General features: G+C 66.3%; 19 protein-coding genes. 13 read left to right on the forward strand and 6 right to left on the reverse strand.

The window, feature by feature from the left end; all coding sequences use genetic code 11:
* The 6 genes from AC5P9F_RS06115 to AC5P9F_RS06140 form a co-directional block, all read left to right on the forward strand.
* Nucleotides 1–762: methyl-accepting chemotaxis protein (locus tag AC5P9F_RS06115; protein WP_495216512.1), on the forward strand; the 762-nt coding region annotated here is incomplete at its 5' end.
* Nucleotides 763–799: 37 nt separating this feature from the next.
* Nucleotides 800–1669, forward strand: coding sequence for a CheR family methyltransferase (locus AC5P9F_RS06120; RefSeq protein ID WP_012480090.1), 870 nt, complete (start codon nt 800–802; stop codon nt 1667–1669).
* Complete coding sequence (gene cheD / locus AC5P9F_RS06125) at nt 1666–2262, forward strand: chemoreceptor glutamine deamidase CheD (protein ID WP_005409511.1); 597 nt, start codon at nt 1666–1668, stop codon at nt 2260–2262. The genes AC5P9F_RS06120 and cheD overlap by 4 nt, the downstream gene beginning before the upstream one ends.
* Nucleotides 2259–3332, forward strand: a complete 1074-nt coding sequence (locus tag AC5P9F_RS06130) for a protein-glutamate methylesterase/protein-glutamine glutaminase (RefSeq protein ID WP_005409510.1) — start codon at nt 2259–2261, stop codon at nt 3330–3332. The genes cheD and AC5P9F_RS06130 overlap by 4 nt, the downstream gene beginning before the upstream one ends.
* A gap of 92 nt (nt 3333–3424) precedes the next feature.
* The gene (locus AC5P9F_RS06135; RefSeq protein ID WP_164173022.1) at nt 3425–5011 is read left to right on the forward strand and encodes a hypothetical protein; all 1587 of its coding nucleotides are present in this window, start codon (nt 3425–3427) and stop codon (nt 5009–5011) included.
* Between the two features lie 90 nt (nt 5012–5101).
* Nucleotides 5102–6046: a hypothetical protein gene (locus AC5P9F_RS06140; protein WP_164173024.1), complete on the forward strand. Its 945-nt coding sequence runs from the start codon at nt 5102–5104 to the stop codon at nt 6044–6046.
* Nucleotides 6047–6137: 91 nt separating this feature from the next.
* Here the strand turns inward: AC5P9F_RS06140 and acnB are convergent, their stop codons facing one another.
* Genes acnB through AC5P9F_RS06155 form a run of 3 tightly spaced genes read right to left on the reverse strand, consistent with a single transcriptional unit; the run spans nt 6138 to nt 9402 of the window.
* On the reverse strand, nt 6138–8729 hold the full coding sequence (acnB, locus tag AC5P9F_RS06145) for a bifunctional aconitate hydratase 2/2-methylisocitrate dehydratase (protein WP_005409507.1): 2592 nt from the start codon (nt 8727–8729) through the stop codon (nt 6138–6140).
* A 43-nt stretch (nt 8730–8772) separates the two neighbouring features.
* A complete protein-coding gene (locus AC5P9F_RS06150; RefSeq protein ID WP_005409506.1) occupies nt 8773–9171 on the reverse strand; it encodes a type II toxin-antitoxin system VapC family toxin in 399 nt (132 codons plus the stop codon).
* A 6-nt stretch (nt 9172–9177) separates the two neighbouring features.
* The gene (locus AC5P9F_RS06155) at nt 9178–9402 is read right to left on the reverse strand and encodes an AbrB/MazE/SpoVT family DNA-binding domain-containing protein (protein ID WP_005409505.1); all 225 of its coding nucleotides are present in this window, start codon (nt 9400–9402) and stop codon (nt 9178–9180) included.
* A 193-nt stretch (nt 9403–9595) separates the two neighbouring features.
* On the opposite strand from AC5P9F_RS06155, the gene bamE reads away from it, so the two are divergent.
* Nucleotides 9596–9967 (forward strand): outer membrane protein assembly factor BamE domain-containing protein, encoded by a 372-nt coding sequence (bamE, locus tag AC5P9F_RS06160; RefSeq protein ID WP_111189521.1) that lies wholly within the window; start codon nt 9596–9598, stop codon nt 9965–9967.
* Between the two features lie 260 nt (nt 9968–10227).
* Nucleotides 10228–12981, forward strand: a complete 2754-nt coding sequence (gene acnA, locus AC5P9F_RS06165; RefSeq protein WP_088431980.1) for an aconitate hydratase AcnA — start codon at nt 10228–10230, stop codon at nt 12979–12981.
* 151 nt (nt 12982–13132) lie between these two features.
* On the opposite strand, the gene AC5P9F_RS06170 is transcribed toward acnA, so the two are convergent.
* Complete coding sequence (locus tag AC5P9F_RS06170) at nt 13133–14683, reverse strand: BCCT family transporter (protein ID WP_005409502.1); 1551 nt, start codon at nt 14681–14683, stop codon at nt 13133–13135.
* A 170-nt stretch (nt 14684–14853) separates the two neighbouring features.
* On the opposite strand from AC5P9F_RS06170, the gene betI reads away from it, so the two are divergent.
* The 5 genes from betI to rpfF all read left to right on the forward strand — a co-directional run bounded on the left by betI (nt 14854) and on the right by rpfF (nt 21708).
* A complete protein-coding gene (gene betI / locus AC5P9F_RS06175) occupies nt 14854–15444 on the forward strand; it encodes a transcriptional regulator BetI (RefSeq protein ID WP_005409501.1) in 591 nt (196 codons plus the stop codon).
* A 38-nt stretch (nt 15445–15482) separates the two neighbouring features.
* Complete coding sequence (gene betB / locus AC5P9F_RS06180; protein ID WP_005409500.1) at nt 15483–16955, forward strand: betaine-aldehyde dehydrogenase; 1473 nt, start codon at nt 15483–15485, stop codon at nt 16953–16955.
* A gap of 101 nt (nt 16956–17056) precedes the next feature.
* Nucleotides 17057–18739: a choline dehydrogenase gene (gene betA, locus AC5P9F_RS06185; protein ID WP_005409499.1), complete on the forward strand. Its 1683-nt coding sequence runs from the start codon at nt 17057–17059 to the stop codon at nt 18737–18739.
* A 222-nt stretch (nt 18740–18961) separates the two neighbouring features.
* The gene (locus AC5P9F_RS06190; RefSeq protein WP_164173026.1) at nt 18962–20638 is read left to right on the forward strand and encodes a long-chain fatty acid--CoA ligase; all 1677 of its coding nucleotides are present in this window, start codon (nt 18962–18964) and stop codon (nt 20636–20638) included.
* Between the two features lie 200 nt (nt 20639–20838).
* Nucleotides 20839–21708 carry a diffusible signal factor synthase RpfF gene (gene rpfF / locus AC5P9F_RS06195; protein WP_012480080.1) on the forward strand — a complete coding sequence of 290 codons (870 nt, stop codon included), beginning with the start codon at nt 20839–20841 and terminating at the stop codon, nt 21706–21708.
* 12 nt (nt 21709–21720) lie between these two features.
* Here the strand turns inward: rpfF and AC5P9F_RS06200 are convergent, their stop codons facing one another.
* Nucleotides 21721–24444, reverse strand: a complete 2724-nt coding sequence (locus AC5P9F_RS06200) for a response regulator (protein ID WP_274850205.1) — start codon at nt 24442–24444, stop codon at nt 21721–21723.
* A 1-nt stretch (nt 24445) separates the two neighbouring features.
* Complete coding sequence (gene rpfG, locus AC5P9F_RS06205; RefSeq protein WP_005409495.1) at nt 24446–25585, reverse strand: cyclic di-GMP phosphodiesterase response regulator RpfG; 1140 nt, start codon at nt 25583–25585, stop codon at nt 24446–24448.
* Nucleotides 25586–25767 lie beyond the last annotated feature (182 nt).

Raw genomic sequence — 25767 nt, forward strand, 5'->3', positions numbered from 1 at the left:
AACGCCGAGCACGCCCGCCAGGCCAACCAGCTCGCCATCGGCGCGCACGGTGTCGCTTCGCAGGGCGGCGAGGTGGTCGGCCAGGTGGTCACCACCATGTCGGCCATCGAAGCCTCGTCGAAGAAGATCGCCGAGATCATCAGCGTCATCGACGGCATCGCGTTCCAGACCAACATCCTGGCGCTGAACGCCGCAGTGGAAGCCGCGCGTGCCGGTGAGCAGGGCCGCGGCTTCGCCGTGGTCGCCAGCGAAGTGCGTACCCTCGCCCAGCGTTCGGCTGCGGCGGCCAAGGAGATCAAGGGCCTGATCGATGATTCGGTCGGCAAGGTCGCCGAAGGCTCCAGCCTGGTCCACCAGGCCGGCAGCACCATGGGCGAAATCGTCGCCTCGGTGCAGCGCGTGACCGACATCATGGCCGAGATCTCCGCCGCTTCGCAGGAACAGTCGGCCGGCATCGAGCAGGTCAACCAGACCGTGGTGCAGATGGACGAGACCACCCAGCAGAACGCCGCGCTGGTGGAAGAAGCCACCGCCGCCGCACGTGCGATGGAAGACCAGGCCGCGCAGCTGGCCGACGCCGTGGCGATCTTCCGCCTCGACAACCAGGTCTCGGCCGCGGTGAAGGCTGTCGCCGAACGCGTGGAACCGGCGCGCATCACCCCCGTGGCACGTCCGCAGCCGACCAGCACGCCCACGCCGGTACGTCGCAGCAGCAACGCCAGCACCTTCGCCGCCAGCGACAGCGACTGGCAGGAATTCTGAGACCCACCCGCGGCGGCTTCGGCCGCCGCCTCTGCCGATGGACACGTCCCCCGTGCAAAGTCCTACTCCCATCGTCACCGGCCCGCGCGAGTTCGAGTTCGCCGACCGTGATTTCCGCCGCGTCTGCGACCTGATCTACCAGCGCGTGGGCATCGCCCTCGCACCGGCCAAGCGCGACATGGTCTATGGCCGCCTGTCGCGCCGCCTGCGCACGCTGGGCATGCGCAGCTTCCAGCAGTACCTGGACCATCTTGAGCAGGAAGACGGTGACGAGTGGCAGTCGTTCACCAACGCACTGACCACCAACCTGACCTCGTTCTTCCGCGAGCCGCACCACTTCGACAAGCTGCGCGAAGAACTGCAGCAGCGTTCCAGCCGTTCGCCGCTGCTGCTGTGGTCGTGCGCGGCGTCCACCGGTGAGGAACCCTATTCGATGGCGATCACCGCCTGCGAGGCCTTCGGTACGCTGAAGCCGCCGGTGCGCATCATCGCTACCGACGTCGATACCCAGGTACTGGCCACCGCCGGCCGCGGCGTCTACAACATCGACCGTGTCGCCAATCTCGACCCGGACCTGCGCCGCCGCTACTTCCAGCGTGGCAGCGGTCCCAACGAGGGCCAGTGCCGCGTGCTGCCGGCGCTGCGCGAGCTGATCGAGTTCCGTCCACTGAACCTGCTCGCCCCGCGCTACGACGTCGGCGGCCCGTTCGACGCGCTGTTCTGCCGCAATGTGATGATCTACTTCGACAAGCCGACCCAGCGCGCCATCCTCGGCCGCCTGGTGCAGCACCTGGCCGACGATGGCCTGCTCTACACCGGACACTCGGAGAACTACCTGCACGCCGCCGACCTGATCCAGCCCTGCGGGCGCACCCTGTACCGCCGCGCGGCAAAGGCCGGCGCATGAACGCCTCACTGCGTACCGACGACGTGATGCGCTACCAGGATGCACGCTTCCAGACCCTTGCCGCCAAGCTGCTGCCCACCCAGTACCTGGTGGTCGATGACACCACCGCGCTGACCACCACCCTGGGTTCGTGCGTGGCCGCCTGCCTGCGCGACCCGGTGCTGAAGATCGGCGGCATGAACCACTTCCTGCTGCCGGAGGGCAACGCTGGCGACGGCGCGCCCGCACGCTACGGCAGCTATGCGATGGAGCTGCTGATCAACGACATGCTCAAGCGCGGCGCGCACCGCAAGCGCATCGAGGCCAAGGTGTTCGGCGGCGCCAACGTACTGAAGGGCTTCACCAGCAATCCGGTCGGCACCCGTAACGCCGAGTTCGTGCGCCAGTACCTGCAGGCCGAGCATATTCCGATCATCGCCGAGGACCTGTGCGGCATCCATCCGCGCAAGATCTGGTTCTTCGCCGACACCGGCCGGGTGGTGGTGCAGCGCCTGCCGCATGCCCACGAAGCCGAAGTGGCTGCCACCGAATCGGCAGTGCGTGCGCGCCTGTCCAAGGCCCCGGTCACCGGTGGCGTGGAGTTGTTCGAATGACCCTGACCGGCAACGCCCCCTGCCGGGTCCTGATCGTCGACGACTCCGCCGTCGTGCGCCAGATGCTCACGGAAATCCTGTCCAGCGATCCGGCCATCGACGTGGTCGGCACCGCTGCCGACCCGCTGCTGGCGCGCGAGAAGATCAAGCGCCTGGCCCCGGACGTGATCACGCTGGACGTGGAAATGCCACGCATGGACGGCCTCGCCTTCCTGGAAAACCTGATGCGGCTGCACCCACTGCCTGTGGTGATGATTTCCTCGTTGACCGAGCGCGGCGCCGATACCACGCTGCAGGCACTGGCACTGGGCGCCGTGGACTTCGTCTCCAAGCCCAAGCTGGACGTCGCACGCGGCCTGCAGGGCTACGCCGACGAGATCATCGCCAAGGTGAAGATGGCGGCGCGCTCGCGGGTGCGCCCGCTGGTGCGTGCTGCCGCTCCGAAACTCCTGCTGGAAGCAGCTCCTGCAATGCGCCCGGCTGCACCGCAGTTCCGCACCACCGACCGCCTGATCGCGATTGGTTCTTCGGCCGGCGGCACCGAGGCGCTGCGCGTGGTGCTGGAAGGCATGCCGGCCGATGCGCCTGCCGTGGTGATGACCCAGCACCTGCCCGCCAGCTTCAGCAGCGCCTTCGCCGAACGCCTGGACCGGCATTCCGCGATGGCCGTGCGTGAGGCCAGCGACGGCGAGGCAGTGCTGCCTGGCCATGCCTACCTGCCACCGGGCGGCAAGCACCTGCGGATCATCCGCGACGGTGCGCGCTGGCGCTGCCGCGTCGATGATGGCCCTGCAGTGAACCGCCACAAGCCCGCGGTGGACGTGCTGTTCCGTTCGGTCGCGCAGAGCGCGGGCGGCAACGCCATCGGCGCCATCCTCACCGGCATGGGTGACGATGGCGCGCGCGGCCTGCTGGAAATGCGCCAGGCCGGCGCGCCGACGCTGGTCCAGGATGAAGCCACCAGCGTGGTCTGGGGCATGCCCGGTGCTGCCTTCAAACTGGGAGCGGCCGAAGAACAGGTGCCATTGGAACGGATCGCCGAACGACTGTTGGCGCTCGCCCGCGGCTGATCGTCCGCGGCATCGCACCGCCTGATTTCCTCTTTCAGATGCCGGCCCCGGAAGGGCCGGCACGGCTGTCGTGTTTTCCAAGGAGTTTGACCATGGCCCTGCGTCTCTTCCGTTACCAACCGTCACTGCTGGCGGCCGCTCTGCTGGCTCCGCTGGCAGCTACCGCTGCCGGCGTGCCGGCACCGCCGCAGGCCACCCCGGGCCTTCCCGCCGCCCCCGTCGCGAAGGGCACCGCCTGGACCGATCGCGTCCACATCCAGAGTGGTCCGGATACCGCATCGAAGCGCCTCCACGCACCCGACGTGGCGTTGCGCATCGTCACCCCCGATGACAGCGAGTCGCTCACGCCAAAGGGCCTCGCACTGCTCTTCAGCGGCAATGAGCCGGACTACTTCCGGCGCAACACCCTGCCCGGCAGCATCGTCGAGAGCCAGGCCAGCCCCGCCACCACGCTGATGCCCAACGTAGCCAGGGCGCTGGTGGGTGGCTACTTCAGCTATGCGCCTGACGCGCTGCCCAACCAGAGCAGCACCCTGCGTTTCAGTGCAGACACCTGGGCGCTGGTGCACCAGGGCAACACGCGGAAGGATCCCCTTTACCGCCTCAACCACGTCAGCACCATCGAGCAACGCCGTGCCGATGGCACCCTGGCTGAAATCATCAGATGCAGTGACAGCGACGACCGGGCGACCCTGGGCGAGTGGCAGGCCAATGACTACGCCAGGCTCAAGATTGCCGCCCAGGTGATCACGATGAAGTGCACCGAGCAGCTCATCAAGCGAATTCCGGCGATGTACCCTCGCCCGCTTGCTGCTGAAGATCTCACGGCCTACGCAGGCGGTGCCGTGCCGCCGGCACGGGTGCGCATCTATGCCAGCCTGGGGCGGACCACCACCCTGTACACCGACGCCGCCTGCCGCGAGGACTACCGCGACAGGATCGACGTCAAGTACAACAACGCCGGTGACAAGGGCGTGCTCGGCATCCCCGCCACGGAAACCCTGCGCAGCAAGGAGAACGAGCGGTTCTCCATGCTCAGCTACCAGGAGTACGAAGTCGCCGGCGGCAAGCCGCTGATCGTCGAAGCGCGCTTCGACGCATCAAGCCGCATGTACTGCGACGGGCAGTTGTCGGGTCAGTTCGTGGCCAGGCCCGGACAGGACTACGAAGTGGAAATGGAAGTGGCCGACAAGATGTGCCGCCTGCATCTGCGCCAGGTACACGCCGATGGCAGCACGACGCCACAGGTTGCGCGCAAGACCCCCAGCATCTGTGAGGGCACGCGTGCGCCGGTGCGCGTTGAACCGCGGCAGGACATGCAGGTCCTGCTGTTCAGCCCAGGCCAGCTGCAGATCCAGGATGCCCGCCGGGGCAGCGCACCGGAACGGTTGACCGACGACGCGGGCAGCACCGAGGCACTGCGGAAGATGCTGCAGCAGGCCAGCAGCAATCCCGGCACACGCCTGTGCGTGGTGGTACCGGCTACCGATTACAGCAGCGCCCTTCACGATGCCGTGCGCGAACGCGTACTGGACGCACCGCAGGTATTGCCCAGCCTGTGGGAAGAGGCGGCCACGGTGAACAGGCGCCGCAGTGCCGCCGCCGATGCTCCGGTCGACATCGCCGCTGCGATCGCCCATTGCAATGCGTTCCCGATCAGGGAATTCGCGCCGCACTGAGCAATCGCTCCCCTACCTTCGGCCTTCGCCGGGCATCAACCACCAGAGCGCACACAGCGCCTCATCTTCGTTTCCCCAAGGAGTACTACCGTGGCATTACGCCCAACCTGCCTCACCGCCGCGATCGCGGCCACCCTGCTGCTGGCGCCGTCGGCCTACGCCAACGACGAAGCACCCACACCCACGCCTGCCGTGGATTCCGCGGTCACCAGCGGATCAACGCTCGATCCAGCAACGGATGCGGCGACCGCGCCAGACGCGGCGCACGCCCCCACCGCGGCCGATCCGGCCATCGGGAATGTCACAGCCGCCGTGGCACCTCCTGTCGACTACAGCAGCCTGCAGCACATCAAGGTCACCTCCGGACTGGGTGCAGGCCCCAACGGCAATCGCGTGGGCGATCACGTGCTGCGACTGGTGATGCGTGCCGACACCGCTGCCGTCACCGCGGCCAAGGTCGGCCTGTCTGCTCTGGCGTTCGTCACTGGCGTGGGTGACATCGGTACCAGCAACAGCTTCAGCAAGAACAACGTCCGTGGCGAGGACATCAACTCTGTGCCCAGCCCGGCCTTCGGCGCATTGCCCGGCATGATCCGCGAGCAGCTGGCACTCTATTTCGCGGCCCACCCCGGCGCCATTCCCAGCGACGAGCGCACCGTGGAAGCCAGTGCCGGCCAGTGGTCGCTGGTGTACCAGAAGCTCAGCGATGCAGAGACCCCCTACGAGCTGCGCCACGATGTAACCATCGGCTTCCCGGTGGTGCGCAAGCTGTTCCGCGGCGCCAGTGGCGGCCAGGGCGTGCACTGCCGGGACGAAGCACGGGTTGCCCCGCTGCAGGAATGGCAGGCAGACGACTACGCGAAGGCCAAGGCGGCGTCGCGTGAGTTCGCCGAGGCCTGCATCGCGCGTTTCGTGGCTGAGCTGCCCCGCCTGTTCCCCGACCATGGCGCTCTGCCGCAGCCTGCGGTGGAAGCCGAGCTTCCGGCGGAAACGCCGGCCGTGACCGAGGAAGCGGCGGCCGTTACCCAGGCCTGAACCTGGGTACGCCCCCAAACGAAGAACCCCCGGCTCTCACCGGGGGTTCTTCGTTTCAACGGCGTGCCGGCCAGTGGCCGGCACTACCGCATCAGGCAGCGACCGTGTTGGCCACGTCCTGGTATTCCTCGATCTGGTCGAAGTTCATGTAGCGGTAGATCTCCGCACCATTGGCGTTGATCACGCCGATGTCCGCCATGTACTCCTCCTTGGTCGGGATGCGGCCCAGACGCGAGCAGATCGCGGCCAGTTCGGCCGAACCCAGGTACACGTTGGTGTTGCGGCCCAGGCGGTTCGGGAAGTTGCGGGTCGAGGTCGACATCGCGGTGGAGCCTTCGCGGATCTGCGCCTGGTTGCCCATGCACAGCGAGCAGCCCGGCATTTCCATGCGGGCGCCGGTGGCGCCGAAGGTGCCGTACACGCCTTCCTTGGTCAGCTCCGAGGCGTCCATCTTGGTCGGCGGGGCCACCCACAGGCGGGTCGGCAGGTCACGCTTGCCTTCCAGCAGCTTGGCAGCGGCACGGAAGTGACCGATGTTGGTCATGCACGAACCGATGAACACTTCGTCGATCTTGGCGCCAGCGACTTCGGACAGGGTCTTCACGTCGTCCGGATCGTTCGGGCAGGCCACGATCGGCTCGTGGATGTCAGCCAGGTCGATCTCGATGACGGCGGCGTACTCGGCGTCGGCATCCGGCTCCAGCAGCTGCGGGTTGGCCAGCCACGCCTCCATCTTCTCGATGCGACGCTGCAGCGAACGCGGATCCTGGTAGCCCTCGGCAATCATCCACTTCAGCAGCGTGATGTTGCTGGTCAGGTACTCGATGATCGGTTCCTTGTTCAGGCGCACCGAGCAACCGGCCGCCGAACGCTCGGCCGAGGCGTCGGACAGTTCGAACGCCTGTTCGACCTTCAGCTCCGGCAGGCCTTCGATTTCCAGGATGCGGCCGGAGAAGATGTTCTTCTTGCCAGCCTTGGCCACGGTCAGCAGGCCCGACTTGATCGCGTACAGCGGGATCGCGTTGACCAGGTCACGCAGGGTCACGCCCGGCTGCATCTTGCCCTTGAAGCGCACCAGCACCGACTCCGGCATGTCCAGCGGCATCACGCCGGTGGCCGCAGCGAAGGCGACCAGGCCCGAACCGGCCGGGAACGAAATGCCCACCGGGAAGCGGGTGTGCGAGTCACCACCGGTACCCACGGTGTCCGGCAGCAGCATGCGGTTGAGCCAGCTGTGGATCACGCCGTCGCCCGGGCGCAGCGAAACGCCGCCACGGGTGGAGATGAACTCCGGCAGGGTGTGGTGGGTCTTCACGTCCACCGGCTTCGGGTAGGCGGCGGTGTGGCAGAACGACTGCATCACCAGATCGGCCGAGAAGCCCAGGCAGGCCAGGTCCTTCAGCTCGTCACGGGTCATCGGGCCGGTGGTGTCCTGCGAGCCGACCGAGGTCATCTTCGGTTCGCAGTAGGTGCCCGGGCGCATGCCCTGGCCTTCCGGCAGGCCACAGGCGCGGCCGACCATCTTCTGTGCCAGCGAGAAGCCCTTGCCGGTGTCGGCCGGCTGCACCGGCAGGCGGAACAGGTTGGTCGGGGCCAGGCCCAGCGCTTCGCGCGCCTTGCCGGTCAGGCCACGGCCGATGATCAGCGGAATGCGGCCACCGGCACGCACTTCGTCGAACAGCACTTCGGACTTGACCTGGAACTCGGCGATCACTTCACCGTTCTTCAGCGCCTTGCCTTCGTACGGACGCAGCTCGACCACATCGCCGTGCTCCATCTTCGACACGTCCAGCTCGATCGGCAGTGCGCCGGCATCTTCCATGGTGTTGTAGAAGATCGGGGCGATCTTCGAACCCAGGCAGACGCCACCGGCGCGCTTGTTCGGGATGAACGGAATGTCATCGCCGGTCCACCACAGCACGCTGTTGGTGGCCGACTTGCGCGAGGAGCCGGTACCGACCACGTCGCCGACATAGGCAACCAGGTGGCCCTTGTCCTTCAGGTCGAGGATCTGCTGGATCGGGCCGCGCTTGCCGTCTTCTTCCGGGGTGAACGGCGCGTCGTCGCGCTTGTTCTTCAGCATCGCCAGGGCGTGCATCGGGATGTCCGGGCGGGTGGTCGCATCGGGTGCCGGCGACAGGTCGTCGGTGTTGGTCTCGCCAGGCACCTTGAACACGGTGACCGTCAGGCTCTGCGGCACTTCCGGGTTGCTGGTGAACCACTCGGCATCGGCCCAGCTCTGCAGCACGGCCTGGGCGTTGGCGTTGCCGGCCTTGGCCTTTTCCTGCACGTCGTGGAACGCGTCGAACACCAGCAGGGTCTTCTTCAGGCCGTTGGCGGCAATGGTGCCGACGCTGGTGTCGTCAAGCAGCTGCACCAGCGGCGCAACGTTGTAACCGCCGAGCATGGTGCCCAGCAGTTCGGTGGCGCGCTCGCGGCTGATCAGCGGGTTCTGCTCGCTGCCCAGCGCGATCGCGGCCAGGTACGAGGCCTTGACCTTGGCTGCGTCATCGACGCCGGCCGGCACGCGGTGGGTCAGCAGGTCGAGCAGGAACTCGGCCTCGCCCTGCGGCGGGTTCTTCAGCAGTTCGATGACATCGGCCGTCTGCTGCGCGCTCAGCGGCAGCGGCGGGATGCCAAGCGCAGCGCGCTCGGCGACGTGGTGGCGGTAGGCTTCCAACATGACAACTCCCGGGTAATGCGTAGGTTGAAAAAACAAAGTGGGCTCAGGCTTGCGGCACGATCAGCTTCAGGCCCTTGAAGTAGTCGCGGTAAAACGTGTCGTTCCAGGTGATCAGGCCGTCGCACTGCAGCAGTGCGTGGGCGCCGACCATGAATTCGTCCAGGCTGCGGCGGCTGCCGCCGCGCTGGCGATGACGGCGGTGCATCTCGCCGGCGCGCAGTGCCGACTTGGCTTCCATCGGATTGAAATGCACGCCCATCTCTTCCAGCGCTTCGAGCACTTCGGCACCGCCGCGCAGCGATGCGCAGACTTCGGCCAACGTCGCGCCACAGACCACCACGCGGCCGCCGACCAGGCTCTGCCGCAGGATGGCTTCCACCGCATCGGCCTGCGGACCATTGCTGAGCAGCTCGACCAGAACTGGTGAATCGACGGCGATCATCACCGCTTACTCCTCGTCACGCACCGCGCGCACCGCCGCGTCGGACGATTCGAAGCCGTCCAGCGCGAACTTGCCGCGCGCCCGTGAGATGGCATCGTCAACACTCTTGCGCAGGATGATGCGGCTGCCGTCCAGCTCGACCTTCAGCAGCGTGCCCTTGGTCAGGCCGAGGGCATCACGCACCGCCTTGGGCAGGGTGATCTGTCCGCGTTCAGCAACGGTGGCTTCCATGGGGGGGTACGCCTCAAAAAGTATGCATGAATTATACATACTCGCAGCATCTGGAACAAACCCGCCCAATCCGTGACCGCGATCCTGCGCTGGTCGCATCCGGGGGTTAGACTGGCTCCGCAGCGACCTGCTGCGGCCCCGGGCTGGACGCACCGCGTGCCGCCCGCACCTACCCGCCATAAAAGGATGTTCCATGCGCGCCTTGACCCTTGCCCTGATGCTGGCTGCCCCGCTGGCCCTTTCGACGACGGCAGCCCACGCCAATCCGTTCGGCGCCTACACCACCGGCGTCGAGATCACCCAACAGCAGATGGACACCCTGGAAGTCGGCAAGACCAACCAGGACCAGGTCCGTGAGAAGTTCGGCGCACCCGGCCGCCGCGAACAGCTGGGCGACACGCAGGTCTGGTACTACGACTACGTGAAGATCAAGACCTTCGGCAAGAACATCCAGGAAGCGACCGTCCTGGAATTCAACAAGCAGGGTGTGCTGACGGCCAAGTCCAAGAGCAACGCTGTTGGCAAGACCGGCAATCCGCTGCTGGATGCCGCCAACGGCAAGTAAGTCCTGCTCGACACGCACTTCCGGACGGGACGCCCATGGGCGTCCCGTCTGCGTTCGGGCCAGCGGGCGACGACCGCACGCGCTGACACGAAGGCTACACACACCGCTGTAACCTTGCGTTCCAAGCCAGCCGGGTCATTGCCGGGCGCTGGATCGCCGATACTGGGCAGGATCCGGGGCCGGAATGCCACCGGCGACCGCAAGCAGGCCCCTGCACGCACGGGCCAGAGCAAGCCATCCGCAAGAAGGAGTTACCCCGCATGAGCGATTCGTTCTCCACCCGCAGCCAGCTGAACGTCGGCGGCAAGACCTACGACTACTTCAGCCTGCCCACGCTGGGCCAGCGCTTCGATATCTCCCACCTGCCCTACTCGATGAAGATCCTGCTGGAGAACCTGCTCCGGCACGAGGACGGCGGCATCACCGTCGGCAAGGACCACATCGAAGCCGTGGCCCGCTGGAATCCGGCGGCAGAACCGGACACCGAGATCGCCTTCATGCCGGCGCGCGTGGTCCTGCAGGACTTCACCGGCGTGCCCTGCGTGGTCGACCTGGCCGCGATGCGCGATGCGGTGGTCAAGCTCGGCGGCTCGCCGGAGCAGATCAACCCGCAGATTCCCTCCGAACTGGTCATCGACCACTCGGTGCAGGTCGATGTGTTCGGCAAGCCGGACGCACTGGACCTCAACGGCAAGATCGAATTCCAGCGCAACCAGGAACGCTACGGCTTCCTGCGCTGGGGCCAGAAGGCCTTCGACAACTTCAAGGTGGTGCCGCCGAACACCGGCATCGTCCACCAGGTGAACCTGGAAAACCTCGCCCGCGTGGTGATGACCGCGGAGAAGGATGGCAAAGCCGTGGCCTACCCCGATACCGTGTTCGGTACCGACAGCCACACCACGATGATCAACGGCATCGGCGTGCTGGGCTGGGGCGTTGGCGGCATCGAAGCGGAGGCCGCCATGCTCGGCCAGCCATCGTCGATGCTGATCCCGCAGGTGGTCGGCTTCAAGCTGACCGGCAAGCTGCCCGAGGGTGCCACCGCCACCGACCTGGTGCTGACCGTCACCCAGATGCTGCGCAAGCTGGGCGTCGTCGGCAAGTTCGTCGAGTTCTACGGTGACGGCCTGCAGCACCTGCCGCTGGCCGACCGCGCCACCATCGGCAACATGGCCCCGGAATACGGCGCCACCTGTGGCATCTTCCCGATCGACGCCGAGTCGCTGAACTACCTGCGCCTGTCCGGCCGCAGCGAAGAGCAGATCAACCTGGTCGAGGCCTACGCCAAGGCGCAGGGCCTGTGGCACGAGCCGGGCAGCCCGCACGCCCAGTACAGCACCACGCTGGAACTGGACATGGGCACGGTGAAGCCGTCGCTGGCCGGCCCGAAGCGCCCGCAGGACCGCGTGCTGCTGGAAGACGTGCAGAAGAACTACCGTGAAGCCCTGGTCGGCATGACCGCCAACCGTGACAAGCGCAGCGACGACGTCTCCTCGTTCGTCAACGAAGGCGGCGGCGCCGCGGTCGGCAACGAGCAGCTGGCCAAGGGCTTCGCCGACATCGAGATCGAAGGCCGCAAGGTCCGCCTGAAGGACGGCGCGGTGGTCATCGCTGCCATCACTTCGTGCACCAATACCTCCAACCCGGCGGTGATGATCGGCGCCGGCCTGCTGGCCCGCAATGCGGCCGCCAAGGGCCTGAACCGCCAGCCGTGGGTGAAGACCTCGCTCGGGCCGGGCTCGCGGGTGGTCACCGATTACCTGGAAAAGGCCGGCGTACTGAAGGAGCTGGAAAAGATCGGCTTCTACGTGGTCGGCTACGGCTGCACCACCTGCATCGGCAACTCCGGCCCGCTGCCGACCGAAGTCAGCGCCGGCATCGCCACCGGCGACCTGGTGGTCACCTCGGTGCTGTCGGGCAATCGCAACTTCGAGGGCCGCGTGCACCCCGAAGTGAAGATGAACTACCTGGCCAGCCCGCCGCTGGTGGTGGCCTACGCCATCGCCGGCACCACCGACATCGACCTGACCACCCAGCCGCTGGGTACCGGCAGCGATGGCCAGCCGGTGTTCCTGCGCGACATCTGGCCGAGCAACAAGGAAATCGGCGACGTCATCGCCGCCACCATCGGGCCGGAGATGTTCAAGCAGAACTACGCCGACGTGTTCAAGGGTGATACCCGCTGGAACACCATCGCCTCGCCGGACGGCAACCTGTACGCGTGGAGCGATGCCTCCACCTACATCAAGAACCCGCCCTACTTCGATGGCATGACCATGCAGACCGGCAGCATCAACGACGTGCACGGCGCGCGCGTGATGGGCCTGTTCGGCGATTCGATCACCACCGACCACATCTCCCCGGCCGGCAACATCAAGAAGGACTCGCCGGCAGGCCGCTTCCTGCAGGAGCGCGGCGTGCAGCCGGCCGACTTCAACAGCTACGGCAGCCGCCGCGGCAACGATGACGTGATGGTCCGCGGCACCTTCGCCAACATCCGCATCAAGAACCTGATGTTCGGTGGCGAGGAAGGCGGCAACACCCTGTACTACCCGGCCGGTGGCGGCCAGCCGGAAAAGCTGGCGATCTACGATGCGGCCATGAAGTACAAGGCCGACAAGGTGCCGCTGGTGGTGCTGGCCGGCAAGGAATACGGTACCGGTTCGTCGCGTGACTGGGCTGCCAAGGGCACCCTGCTGCTGGGGGTGAAGGCAGTCATCGCCGAAAGCTTCGAGCGCATCCACCGCTCCAACCTGGTCGGCATGGGCGTGCTGCCGCTGCAGTTCCGCAACGGCGAGAACGCGCAGAGCCTGGGCCTGGACGGCTCGGAAGTAATCGACATCACCGGCCTGCAGGACGGTGCCAGCAAGCGCGCCACGGTCACCGCGACCAAGGCCGATGGCACGAAGAAGACCTTCGAGGTGTCGGTGATGCTGCTGACCCCGAAGGAAGTCGAGTACTTCCGTCATGGTGGCCTGCTGCAGTACGTGCTGCGCCAGTTGGCCAGCAAGTAACGTTCCGCTCTCGGTAGAGTCGACTGCTGGTCGACCACCCAACAAAAGGGCCGGATCCTCGCGGATCCGGCCCTTCCTGTTTCTCTGCAGACAGGCATGGCCTGGCTCTACCGCATCTCCGGCGGCACCGGGATGGGCGCCAGGTGCGCGCTCAGCGGCGCGGCGCGTCCGGGTCGGTGCGCAACGCCTTCAGCAGGCCCCACATATAGAACGCCAGGGTGAACGAGAACGGCAGGCCGCACAGCACCACCGCCGTCTGCATTGCGCTGAAATTGCCGGCCAGCAGCAGCCCGACGCTGGCTACGGTGATGCCGACGGCCCAGAACACGCGCAGCCAGATCGGCGCGTCATGGCCATCTTCCACGCCATCGTCAACGCGACGGGTACACAGGTTGGCGATCATCAGCGTGCCCGAATCGACCGGGGTCAGGAACAGCACGAAGCCGATCACCACCGCGGCACCGGCCACGTACGGCGCGGCGGGCAGGTATTCCAGCAGCTTGAACAGCGTCATCGCCGCATCGTGCTGGGCCACGTCACCCAGGATCGCCTGGCCATGGTTGAGCACCAGGTCGATGGCGGTGTTGCCGAAGATCGACAGCCACGCCAGGGTGAAGCCGAGCGGGATCAGCAGCACGCCCATGATCACTTCGCGGATGGTGCGGCCACGCGAGATGCGTGCCACGAAAAGGCCGACGAACGGCGCCCAGGCGATCCACCAGGCCCAGTAGAACAGCGTCCACGAGCCCATCCACTCACGACCCTTCGGGTCGTTGAGGTACATGTCGAAACTCTTGCGCACGAACGCACCGAGGTAATCGCCGGTGTTCTGGATCAGGCCATCGAACAGGTGCAGGGTCGGGCCGGTGACCAGCACGAACAGCAGCAGGCCGCACAGCAGGCGCACGTTGAGGTTGGACAACCAGGCAATGCCCTTCTCCACACCGGCCACCACGCCGATGGTGGCCACCACCATCATCACCAGCACGATCGCCACCAGCACCTGCGGCGTATCCGGGATGTGGAACAGGTAGACCAGGCCGGACTGCACCACCAGCGCACCGATGCCGAGGTTGGTGACCATCGAGATCAGCGTGGCGAGGATGCCGAAGCCATCGACCATGTCGCCGATGCGGCCATGGATGCGCTCACCGAAGATCGGGTACAGCGCCGAGCGCAGCGCCAGCGGCAGGTCACGGCGGTAGGCGAAATAGCCCAGTGCCACGCCGACCAGCGCATACAGCGCCCAGCCGTGCAGGCCCCAGTGCAGGAAGGTCAGCACCATCGCCTCGCGGCCGGCGGCCACGGTGCCGCCGGGTTGCCCGGGCGGATGCAGGAAGTGGTCCAGCGGCTCGTAGGCGCCGTAGTACAGCAGCGCGATGCCGATGCCGGCCGAGAACAGCATCGAGACCCAGGCGACGTAGCCGAAGGCCGGCGATTCCTCGTTGTGACCCAGGCGGATGCGGCCATACGGCGAGAACGCCAGCCACAGCACGAAGCCCAGGCACAGCACGATCAGCAGCATGTACCACCAGCCGAACGCGGCCGACACCTCGGCCTGCGCCCATTGCAGCCAGTGCTCGCTGCCTTCGGGATAGAGAACGGTGAGCAGCCCGAGGATGCCGATCGACACCGAGGAGCTGAAGAAGACAAAACGGTTCAAGCGCAGGGGCGAACGCTTGGGATGAGCCAGGGAAGACATGGGGTCGTCTCATCAAGTCCGAGGGAGCACATGGGCGGGGCCGGACCGGTAAACCGGGCCCATGGCGTGGGGCGCGAGCGCATCCTAGGGTTTATTGATTGAACGTTCAATCAATAAAAAGCATAATGGCGGGCAGCCCGATCCTTCGGGTCGCAATCCGTGGAGAGACAATGCCGAAGAAAGGCGTGGAACCGGTACGGCGCGAACAGCTGATCCGGGCCACTTTCCAGACCATCGACGAGATCGGCATGGCCGATGCGACCGTCGCCACCATCGCGAAGAAGGCAGGGCTGTCCAGCGGCATCGTCGCCCACTACTTCGGCGACAAGGACGGCCTGCTCAATGCTGCAATGCGGCAGATCCTGCGCGAGCTGAAGGACGCAGTCGCCCGCTACCGCGCCGACGCCAGCGACGACCCGCGCGAGCAGCTGCGCGCCATCGTCGACGGCAACTTCGACGACAGCCAGATCAACGGCACCGCGATGCGCGTCTGGCTCACCTTCTGGGCCGCGAGCATGCACCAGCCGGAACTGGCCCGGCTGCAGCGCGCCAACGACCAGCGCCTGTTCTCCAACCTGTGCCACCAGTTCAACCGCCTGCTGCCCCACCCGCAGGCCCGCCTGGCCGCCCGCGGGCTGGCCGCGATGATCGATGGCCTGTGGCTGCGCGGCAGCCTGGTCGGCGGCCAGTTCAACGCCGAGAAGTCCCGGCGCATCGCTTACGGCTACATCGACTTCCAGTTGCAGGCTGTCGCGCTATAAGCGCTTCAGCACCCGCCCCCTTCCAAGGAGTACGCCCCATGACCACCCTGCCCGTCCAACAGCTCTACATCCACGGCCAGCGCGTCGATGCCACCAGCGGCAAGACCTTCAAGACCGTCAACCCGGCCACCGGTGAGGTGATCGCCGAAGTGCAGGTTGCCAGCCAGGCCGACGTCGAGCGTGCCGTGCAGAGCGCGTCCGAAGGCCAGAAGGTGTGGGCCGCGATGACCGCCATGGAGCGCTCGCGCATCCTGCGCCGCGCCGTCGAGATCCTGCGTGAGCGCAACGACGAGCTGGCCCACCTGGAAACCCTGGACACCGGCAAGGCGCTGGCCGAAACCACCACCGTGGACATCGTCACCGGCGCCGACGTGGTCGAGTACTACGCCGGCCTGGCCACCGCCATCGAGGGCATCCAGCTGCCGCTGCGCGAATCGAGCTTCTTCTACACCCGTCGCGAGCCGCTGGGCGTGGTCGCCGGCATCGGCGCCTGGAACTACCCGATCCAGATCGCCATGTGGAAGTCGGCCCCGGCCCTGGCCGCCGGCAACGCGATGGTGTTCAAGCCTTCGGAAGTGACCCCGCTGACCGCGATCCGGCTGGCCGAGATCTACACCGAAGCCGGCGTGCCGGCTGGCGTGTTCAACGTCGTGCAGGGCCCGGGCCGCGAGATCGGCCAGTGGCTGACCGAGCACCCGGTGATCGAGAAGATTTCCTTCACCGGCGGCGTCGCCACCGGGAAGAAGGTCATGGCCAGCGCCGCGTCCTCCTCGCTGAAGGAAGTGACCATGGAGCTGGGCGGCAAGTCGCCGCTGGTGATCTGCGATGACGCCGACCTGGACCGCGCCGCCGACATCGCGGTGATGGCCAACTTCTTCAGCTCCGGCCAGGTCTGCACCAACGGCACCCGCGTGTTCGTGCCGCGCAGCATGCTGGCCGCATTCGAGGCCGCCGTGGTCGAGCGTGTCAAGCGCATCCGCATCGGCGACCCGATGGCCGCCGAAACCAACTTCGGCCCGCTGACCAGCTTCCCGCACATGGAAAACGTGCTGCGCTACATCGAAAGCGGCAAGGCCGAAGGCGCCCGCCTGCTGACCGGCGGTGGCCGTGCCACCGAAGGCGCGCTGGCCAATGGCGCCTACGTTCTGCCGACCGTGTTCTCCGACTGCCGCGATGACATGACCATCGTCAAGGAAGAGATCTTCGGGCCGGTCATGAGCATCCTCGCCTACGACGACGAAGACGAAGTGGTGCGTCGCGCCAACGACACCACCTTCGGTCTGGCCGCCGGCGTGGTCAGCAAGGACATCAGCCGCGCCCACCGCATCATCCACCGCCTGGAAGCCGGCATCTGCTGGATCAATACGTGGGGTGAGTCGCCGGCCGAAATGCCGGTCGGTGGCTACAAGGAATCCGGCGTCGGCCGCGAGAATGGCATCTCCACCCTCGGCCACTACACCCGCATCAAGTCGGTGCAGGTGGAACTGGGCGACTACGCCAGCGTGTTCTGACCGGCGCGCCCCGAGCGCGCACCCTCGTCCGGCCACCGCGCCGATCCGACATTCCGCCGGGACGCCTGCATGCAGCGCGCCCCGGCCTGCAGGAGACACCCATGAGCACCCACAACGAGTACGACTACATCATCATCGGCGCCGGTTCGGCCGGCAACGTGCTGGCTACCCGCCTCACCGAAGATGCCGATGTCAGCGTGCTGCTGCTGGAAGCCGGTGGCCCGGACTACCGGCTCGACTTCCGTACCCAGATGCCGGCGGCACTGGCCTTCCCGCTGCAGGGCAAGCGCTACAACTGGGCGTACAAGACCGATCCCGAGCCCTTCATGAACAACCGCCGCATGGACTGCGGCCGCGGCAAGGGGCTGGGCGGCTCGTCGCTGATCAACGGCATGTGCTACATCCGCGGCAACGCGATGGATTACGACAACTGGGCCAGCATGCCGGGCCTGGAAGACTGGACCTACCTGGACTGCCTGCCGTACTTCCGCAAGGCGGAAACCCGCGACATCGGCCCCAATGACTACCACGGTGGCGACGGCCCGCTGCGCGTGACCACGCCGAAGGCCGGTAACAACGAGCTGTTCGCTGCGATGGTCGAAGCCGGCGTGCAGGCCGGCTACCCGCGCACCGACGACCTCAACGGCTACCAGCAGGAAGGCTTCGGCCCGATGGACCGCACGGTGACCCCGAAGGGCCGTCGCTCCAGCACCGCCCGTGGTTACCTGGACCTCGCCAAGCCGCGCCCGAACCTGACCATCGTCACCCACGCGCTTACCGACCGCATCCTGTTCTCGGGCAAGCGTGCGGTGGGCGTGCAGTGGCTGCACAACGACCAGCCGCAGCGTGCCACCGCGCGCCGCGAAGTACTGCTGTGTGGCGGCGCCATCGCCTCGCCGCAGATCCTGCAGCGTTCGGGCGTCGGCCCGGCCGACCTGCTGCGCAGCCTGGACATCGACCTGGTGCACCACCTGCCGGGCGTCGGCGCCAACCTGCAGGACCACCTGGAGATGTACCTGCAGTACGAGTGCAAGAAGCCGGTCTCGCTGGCACCGGCACTGAAGCTGTACAACCAGCCGGCCATCGGCGCCGAGTGGCTGTTCCTGGGCACCGGCATCGGCGCCAGCAACCAGTTCGAGGCCGGCGGCTTCATCCGCAGCGACGCCGAATTCGACTGGCCGAACCTGCAGTACCACTTCCTGCCGGTGGCGATCAATTACAACGGCTCCAACCCGATCAAGGCGCACAGCTTCCAGATGCACGTCGGTTCGATGCGCTCGCCCAGCCGCGGCCGCATCCACGTGCGTTCGAAGGATCCGCGCGAACATCCGAGCATCCTCTTCAACTACATGTCGCATGAGCAGGACTGGCGCGAGTTCCGCGCGGCGATCCGCATCACCCGCGAGATCTTCGCGCAGCCGGCGCTGGCACCGTACAGCGGCCGCGAGATTTCCCCGGGCAGCGCGCTGCAGACCGATGCGCAGATCGATGCGTTCGTCCGCGAACATGCCGAGACCGCCTACCACCCGTCGTGCTCGAACAAGATGGGCCACGCCGATGACCCGATGGCGGTGGTCGACGGCCAGGGCCGCGTGCACGGGCTGGAAGGCCTGCGCATCGTCGATGCCTCGATCATGCCGCAGGTGGTGACCGGCAACCTCAACGCGCCGACCATCATGATGGCCGAGAAGCTGGCCGACGTGATCCGCGGCCGCACCCCGCTGGCCCGCAGCACCGCGCCGTACTACAAGGCCAACGGTGCACCGGTGCGCAAGCAGGACTGACGCAAGCGCCCCGCTTGGCGACACGGTCGTGCCGGCCGCTGGCCGGCATCCACCGGAATCCCGATCGAGCGCAGACGCCGGCCAGCGGCCGGCACGACCAAGCAAAGAGGCCCTTCGGGGCCTCTTCGCGTTTTCCCTACGGCGGGGTATGCTGCAATGAACGGCCATTGTCGCTACGCTCAGGGCCGGAACCTAATACATCACGATTCCTGGAGGGGGAATATGAGTCTGGATCGTCCCTGGCTGCAGAGCTATCCGAAAGGCGTTCCCGCCGAAATCGACGTCAACGAGTTCCATTCGGTAGCTTCGGTCTTCGACGCTTCCGTCGCGAAATTCCGCGACCGTCCGGCCTACTCCAGCTTCGGCAAAGTGCTCACCTACGGTGAGACCGATGCGCTGGTCACCCAGTTCGCCGCCTACCTGCTGGGTGAGCTCAAGCTCAAGAAGGGTGACCGCGTCGCCCTGATGATGCCCAACTGCCTGCAGTACCCGGTGGCCACCTTCGGCGTGCTGCGCGCCGGACTGACCGTGGTCAACGTCAACCCGCTGTACACCGCGCGCGAACTCAAGCACCAGCTGGTCGACGCGGGCGTCAGTGCGCTGGTGGTGGTCGACAACTTCGGCGACACCGTCGAACAGGTCATCGCCGATACGCCGGTCAAGCACGTGGTCACCACCGGCCTGGGCGACCTGCTCGGCGCCAAGGGCGCGATCGTCAACTTCGTGCTGAAGTACGTCAAGAAGATGGTGCCCAACTACCACATCAAGGGCGCCGTCCGCTTCAGGCAGGCGCTCAAACTGGGCAGCCACCACGCGCTTCCGAAGGTCGAGATCGACCACGACGACATCGCTTTCCTGCAGTACACCGGCGGTACCACCGGCGTGGCCAAGGGCGCGATGCTGACCAACCGCAACCTGATCGCCAACATGCAGCAGGCGTCGGCGTGGCTGTCCACCTCGGGCATCGAGCCGGGCAAGGAAGTGATCATCACTGCCCTGCCGCTGTACCACATCTTCGCGTTGACCGCGAACGGCCTGGTCTTCATGAAGTTCGGTGGCTGCAACCACCTGATCACCAACCCGCGCGACATGAAGGGCTTCGTCAAGGAGCTCAAGGGCACCCGCTTCACCGCCATCACCGGCGTCAACACGCTGTTCAACGGCCTGCTCAACACGCCCGGCTTCGACGAGATCGACTTTTCTTCGGTCAAGTTCACCCTCGGCGGCGGCATGGCGGTACAACGTGCCGTGGCCGAACGCTGGAAGAAGGTTACCGGGGTGACCTTGGTCGAAGCCTATGGCCTGACCGAGACCTCGCCGGCAGCCTGCATCAACCCGCTCACCCTGCCCGAGTACAACGGCGCCATCGGCCTGCCGATCCCGTCCACCGATGCGTGCATCAAGGACGACAACGGCAACATCCTGGCGCTGGGCGAAGTGGGCGAGCTGTGCATCAAGGGCCCGCAGGTGATGAAGGGCTACTGGCAGCGCCCGGAGGAAACCGCCACCGCCATCGACGCCGACGGCTGGCTGCACACCGGCGACATGGCGAAGATGGACGAACAGGGCTTCTTCTACATCGTCGACCGCAAGAAGGACATGATCCTGGTGTCCGGCTTCAACGTGTACCCGAACGAGGTCGAGGACGTCATCGCGATGATGCCCGGCGTGTTGGAAGTGGCTGCGGTCGGTGTCCCGGACGAGAAGTCCGGCGAGGTCGTGAAGGTCGTGATCGTGAAGAAGGACCCGAACCTGACCGCGGAAATGGTCAAGGAACATGCCCGGGCCAACCTGACCGGTTACAAGCACCCCAGAATCGTAGAATTCCGAAAGGAGCTGCCGAAGACCAACGTCGGCAAGATTCTCCGTCGCGAGCTGCGTGATACGCCCGCCCAGTAAGGGTTTCCGGGCAACACGACAGTACAGGGGACCCCGCCGGAGACGGCGGGGTCTTTTTATTGCCGGAACATGGCCGGCCCGGCGCTTGCGGGCGGTTCACGCCGGGTGCATAGAATCAGTCGCCGCCGCATGTTCAGCTCGCCCCCTCACTCCTCTCCGTCCGCTCTGCGGTTGGCCGGACGGTCACACGGAGAACTCCCATGTCTGCAGTACGCCCCATCATTACCCGTCCCTCGCAGCACCCTACCCTGCGTATCACCGAAGAACCCGAGCGGGATGTTTACTGGATCCATATGCACGCCAACCTGGTCAACCAGCCAGGCCGGCCGTGCTTCGCCTCGCGCCTGGTCGATGACATCGTCGACTACCAGCGCGAACTGGGCGATCGCCTCAGCGCCTCGCACGCTCTGTCACCCCATGTCGTACTTGCCTCGGACAGCGACGTGTTCAACCTGGGCGGCGATCTCGAACTGTTCTGCCGCCTGATCCGCGAGGGCGACCGCGCCCGCCTGCTCGACTATGCCCAGCGCTGCGTGCGCGGCGTGCATGCCTTCCATGCCGGCCTGGGCACCCGTGCCCACAGCATCGCCCTGGTCCAGGGCAATGCACTGGGGGGCGGCTTCGAGGCCGCACTGAGCTGCCACACCATCGTCGCCGAGGAAGGCGTGTTGATGGGCCTGCCGGAGGTGCTGTTCGACCTGTTCCCCGGCATGGGCGCCTACTCCTTCCTGTGCCAGCGGATCAGTCCGCGGCTGGCGGAGAAGATCATGCTGGAAGGCAACCTCTACACCGCCAGCCAGCTGAAGGAAATGGGCCTGGTCGACATCGTGGTGCCGGTGGGCGAAGGTGTTGCCGCAGTCGAACAGGTGATCAAGGAAAGCCGACGCATCCCGCACGCCTGGGCGGCGATGCGTGAGGTCAACGAGATCGCCACCATGGTGCCGCTGCATGAAATGATGCGGATCACCGAGATCTGGGTAGACACTGCGATGCAGCTCGGCGAGAAGTCCCTGCGCACCATGGATCGGCTGGTACGGGCGCAGGCCCGACGCAATGGCGACCCGGCCTGATCGTCTGGCGGGTCAGGACGGGCTGCGCTCGCTGTCGTCGCGGTGCGGTGCCCCCGCACTACGGGCAGCCAACGCATTCCTGCCGTTGCGCAGAGCGGTCGCCAGGTTGCTGAGGCGGGAGCTCCATTCACCCTTCAGCTGCCAGTCCGCCATGCGCATGATTTCGCCACTGGAGGCGGCAACCTGGACAAGCCCCAGGTTGCTTGCCACGCCGCGCAGCGCGTGGGCGTGCTCGCGGAAATCCTCCCAGGCCTGGCGCTCGCCGCAGCCCTGCAGCTGGCCCATGCTCGCGTCGACGTCCGCCAGGCACTGGTCGATGAACTTGCGTTCGAAGCCATCGCCCATGCCCAGCGACGCCAGCTCGTCCAGCACCGCAGTATCGAGCACGCCATCGCCGACCGGCAATGCAGGCACCGACTGGATGCCGGGCTCGGCGCGGGTGTTGGCGGCGACATCGGCCAGCACTTCCAGCAGGCGGGTGGCCACCACGGGCTTGGCAAGGAAGGCGCGGGCGCCGGCCTGCTCGCAACGCAGGATGGACTCGGGGGTGACGTCTGCGCTCAGCACCATGACCGGAACGTAAGGCATGCCGCTGGCCTGCATCACCCGCAACTGCTTGAGCAGATCCAGTCCGCTCATGCCGGGCATGTGCAGGTCGACGATCGCTGCGTCGTAACTGGCCTGCTCCAGCGCATCGAGCACTTCAGCGCCGCCGTTGACGCAGGTGACCTTGTGGCCGGCCTTCTCCAGCAGCCGCTGCAGCACCATGCGGTTGGCCTCGTGGTCGTCGGCGACCAGAACCCGCAGGCTCCGCACCCGTGCACGATGGCGCAGGAAGGGGTTGGAAAACGCGATGACATTGCCGGCTTCAGCCACCTCGGACGGAACCGCCGGGGCTGATGAGGTGTCTGCGACGTCCAGCGTGATCTCGACCCAGAACACGCTGCCGCGCGGGCTGTTCGGCGCATAGCCGACCTGCCCGCCCATCGACTCGACCAGGCCCTTGGCAATGGCGGTGCCCAGACCGGTGCCTTCATGGCGACGGGCCAGGCCGACATCGCCCTGCTCGAACGCATTGAACAGGCGTCCGCGCAACGCCACCGGCACGCCGATGCCGGTATCGACGATCTCGAATCGCAGGCGCATCCGCTCGCTGCCCAGCGCATCGGGGCTGGACACGCGCAGATGCACGTAGCCACTGTCGGTGAACTTGACCGCGTTGCCCATCAGGTTCAGCAGGATCTGCTGCAGATGCCCGGCATCCCCGAGCAGGCGCGGCGGCACGTTGTCGTCCACCTGCACGCGATAATCCAGCGATTTGGAGCGGGTCTGCGGGGTCAGGATCAGGTTGATCGCCTGCAGCACGTCGGCCAGCGCGAACTCGTGCCACTCCACGCGCACCTTGCCAGCTTCGATCGCGGAGATGTCCAGCACCTCTTCCACCAGCGCCAGCAGGCTGCGGGTCGAGGCCTGGATGGTGTTCAGGCACTCGCGCTGTTCGTCGTCCAGGCGGGTGGTGGCCAGCACTTCGGTCATGCCGGCCAGCCCGTTCAACGGCGTGCGGAACTCATGGCTCATGTTGGCCAGGAAGCGGCTCTTGGCTTCGTTGGCCTGGCGCGCCTCGGCCACCGCCCGGGTCAAGGCATGCAGCAGCGAATCGAAGTACAGCGGAATCGCACCCAGGCCCAGCAACAGGCCCCAGCCCAGATAATCGTGGCCGCGCCAGTACGGCGACAGCATCACCGTGCACAGGAAGGCCAGGCAGCCCATGGCCGTGGCCACGCGCAGGTAGGTGCTGCCGTAGCGCATGCCGTTGCCGATCGTCACCCACAGCATCACCGCATACAGCGGTGCGGCCGGCTCGCCCTGGATGGTCATGATCCAGGCCATGCAGGTGTAATCGGTCAGCATGCCGATCACCCGGCGCACATGCGACACGCCCGGATTGACCAGGATCGCGGTCAGCAGGCCGGCGGAAATGGTCAGCTCGAAGGCGAGGATCAGCCACGTCGCCGTCAGCGCCTCACCGCCGCCGCTCAGCGAGCGCCAGCCGAGATAGCTGATGAACAGTGCCGTGATGATGATGCGGATCAGGTTCTGCGCGTGCTCGCTGTCCTCGCGCCCGGACAGGCGCTGCTTGAAGCGGGCCAACAGCGAGCGCTTGTCGGATCCAGCGGCGGGAATCGTATCCATGGTTGGATGTCGCATCCTTCGGCGCAGCAGGGAGGAGCAGCACAACGGTACTGCCAGCAACCCCAACCACAGGGAAATGGCCAGCCCCAGGTTGGCCTGCCAATAGGGAGTCAACAGCACGGTAGTGCCGAAACTGATCATCGCCAGCACGATGGCAGCGGTCAGGTAACGCGGCCCGAAGCGCAGGCCGTTGCCCACCGTGACCCACATCACCACCGCATACACCCACGCCAGCGGCTCACCCATCTGGATCATGCCGATCGCGATCAGGCCGTAATCGGCCAGCATCCCGGCCACCCGCCGCGGGTCCGAGCGCTGCGGCTTCCACAGCAGCCAGCCGAACAACAGCAGCGACAGGCCCAGCCCGGTCACCGCCGTTGCCAGCGCGCCCTGGTACTGATCCAGCCGGTGCAGGCGGGCGCCGGACAACAGAACATAGACCAGGATCAGCGAGATCAGCACCACCCGCACGATCGCCTGGCCATGTTCCGAATCCGGACGCTGCGCCAGCCGACGCCTCACGCGTGCGAACAGGTCCTGCATGTCACCCACCCGGTCGCGTCGATGCCGTCGAGTGCTGGGCGCAGATATCCATCAACTGCTGGTGGCCGCGCATCAGCGCATCCACGCAGCGCGGATCGAACAGTCGCCCACGCTGGGCGTACAGATAAGCCAGAGTGGCTTCCATGGTCCATGCTTCCTTGTACGGACGGGGCGAGATCAGCGCATCGAAGACGTCGGCGACAGCAACGATCCGCGCTTCCAGCGGGATCGCTTCGCCGACCAGGCCGTCGGGATAGCCGCTGCCGTCGTAACGTTCGTGATGGCGCAGCGCGATGAGCGCGCCCACCTGGATGAAACGGTTCTGGCTGCCACTGAGCAGCTCGTGGCCGATGCGTGGGTGCCGGCGCATGATCGCCAGCTCCTCGTCATTGAGCTTGCCCTGCTTGAGCAGCACCGCGTCGGGAATGGCGATCTTGCCCATGTCATGCAGCGGCGCCGCCATCTCGATCAGGCGCACGTCGTCTTCGGGCAGGCCAAGCTGCTCGGCGATCAGCCCCGCAACGCGCGCCATGCGTTCGAGATAGGCGCTGGTGCCGGCATCACGGAACTCGATCGCCCGCGCCAATCGCGACAGTGTCTCGCGTTCGCGTTCCTCGACCTCGTGCATGCTGGCCAGCAGGCGCTGCTCCAGCGACAACGCACGTTGCTTCACGTTCTCGGTCTGCTGGCGCAGCTGCAGCAGGTTGTAGCAGCGCGCGCGCAGTTCGCGCGGACGGATCGGCTTGACCAGGAAGTCGATGACCCCTGCTTCCAGCGCCGCCTGGCGGATCGGCTCGTCGCCGACCACGGTGATCAGGATCACCGGGATATCGCGGTGCTTGGGCAGGCGCCGGAATCGACGGGCGAACTCCAGCCCGTCCATCTCCGGCATGCGGTAATCGAGCAGCAGCAGGTCGACCGGGTGCGCCTCGCACCAGGCCAATGCGGTCAGCGGATCACCGAAGTCATACACGCTCAGTTCCGGCGCGATGTCTTCGATGACGTGACGCAGCATCGTCCGCGCGGACGTCTGGTCGTCAACAATGACGATGTTCAACGCGTACTCCGCCTGGTTTCTCGACCATGCTGGATCATCAGCAGGCGAGGATACCCTGCTGCTGCGAACGCTCGCACCCTGCATCGGCCCGACTCCCGTGTCATGCGTCCCGGTTCATGATCGTCATCACATTGTGAAGCGGACTCTCCACAATGCGCACTCCCCCTGGCGCCGATCAAGCCATAACAGACGTCAAGGTAGTGCATTAACGATACGCCGAGCGCGGGAGGCGTCAATCGCGCCGTCTCATTTCGCGACGGCGCGCA

Source organism: Stenotrophomonas sp. YJH_SMC_4 (assembly GCF_059371575.1).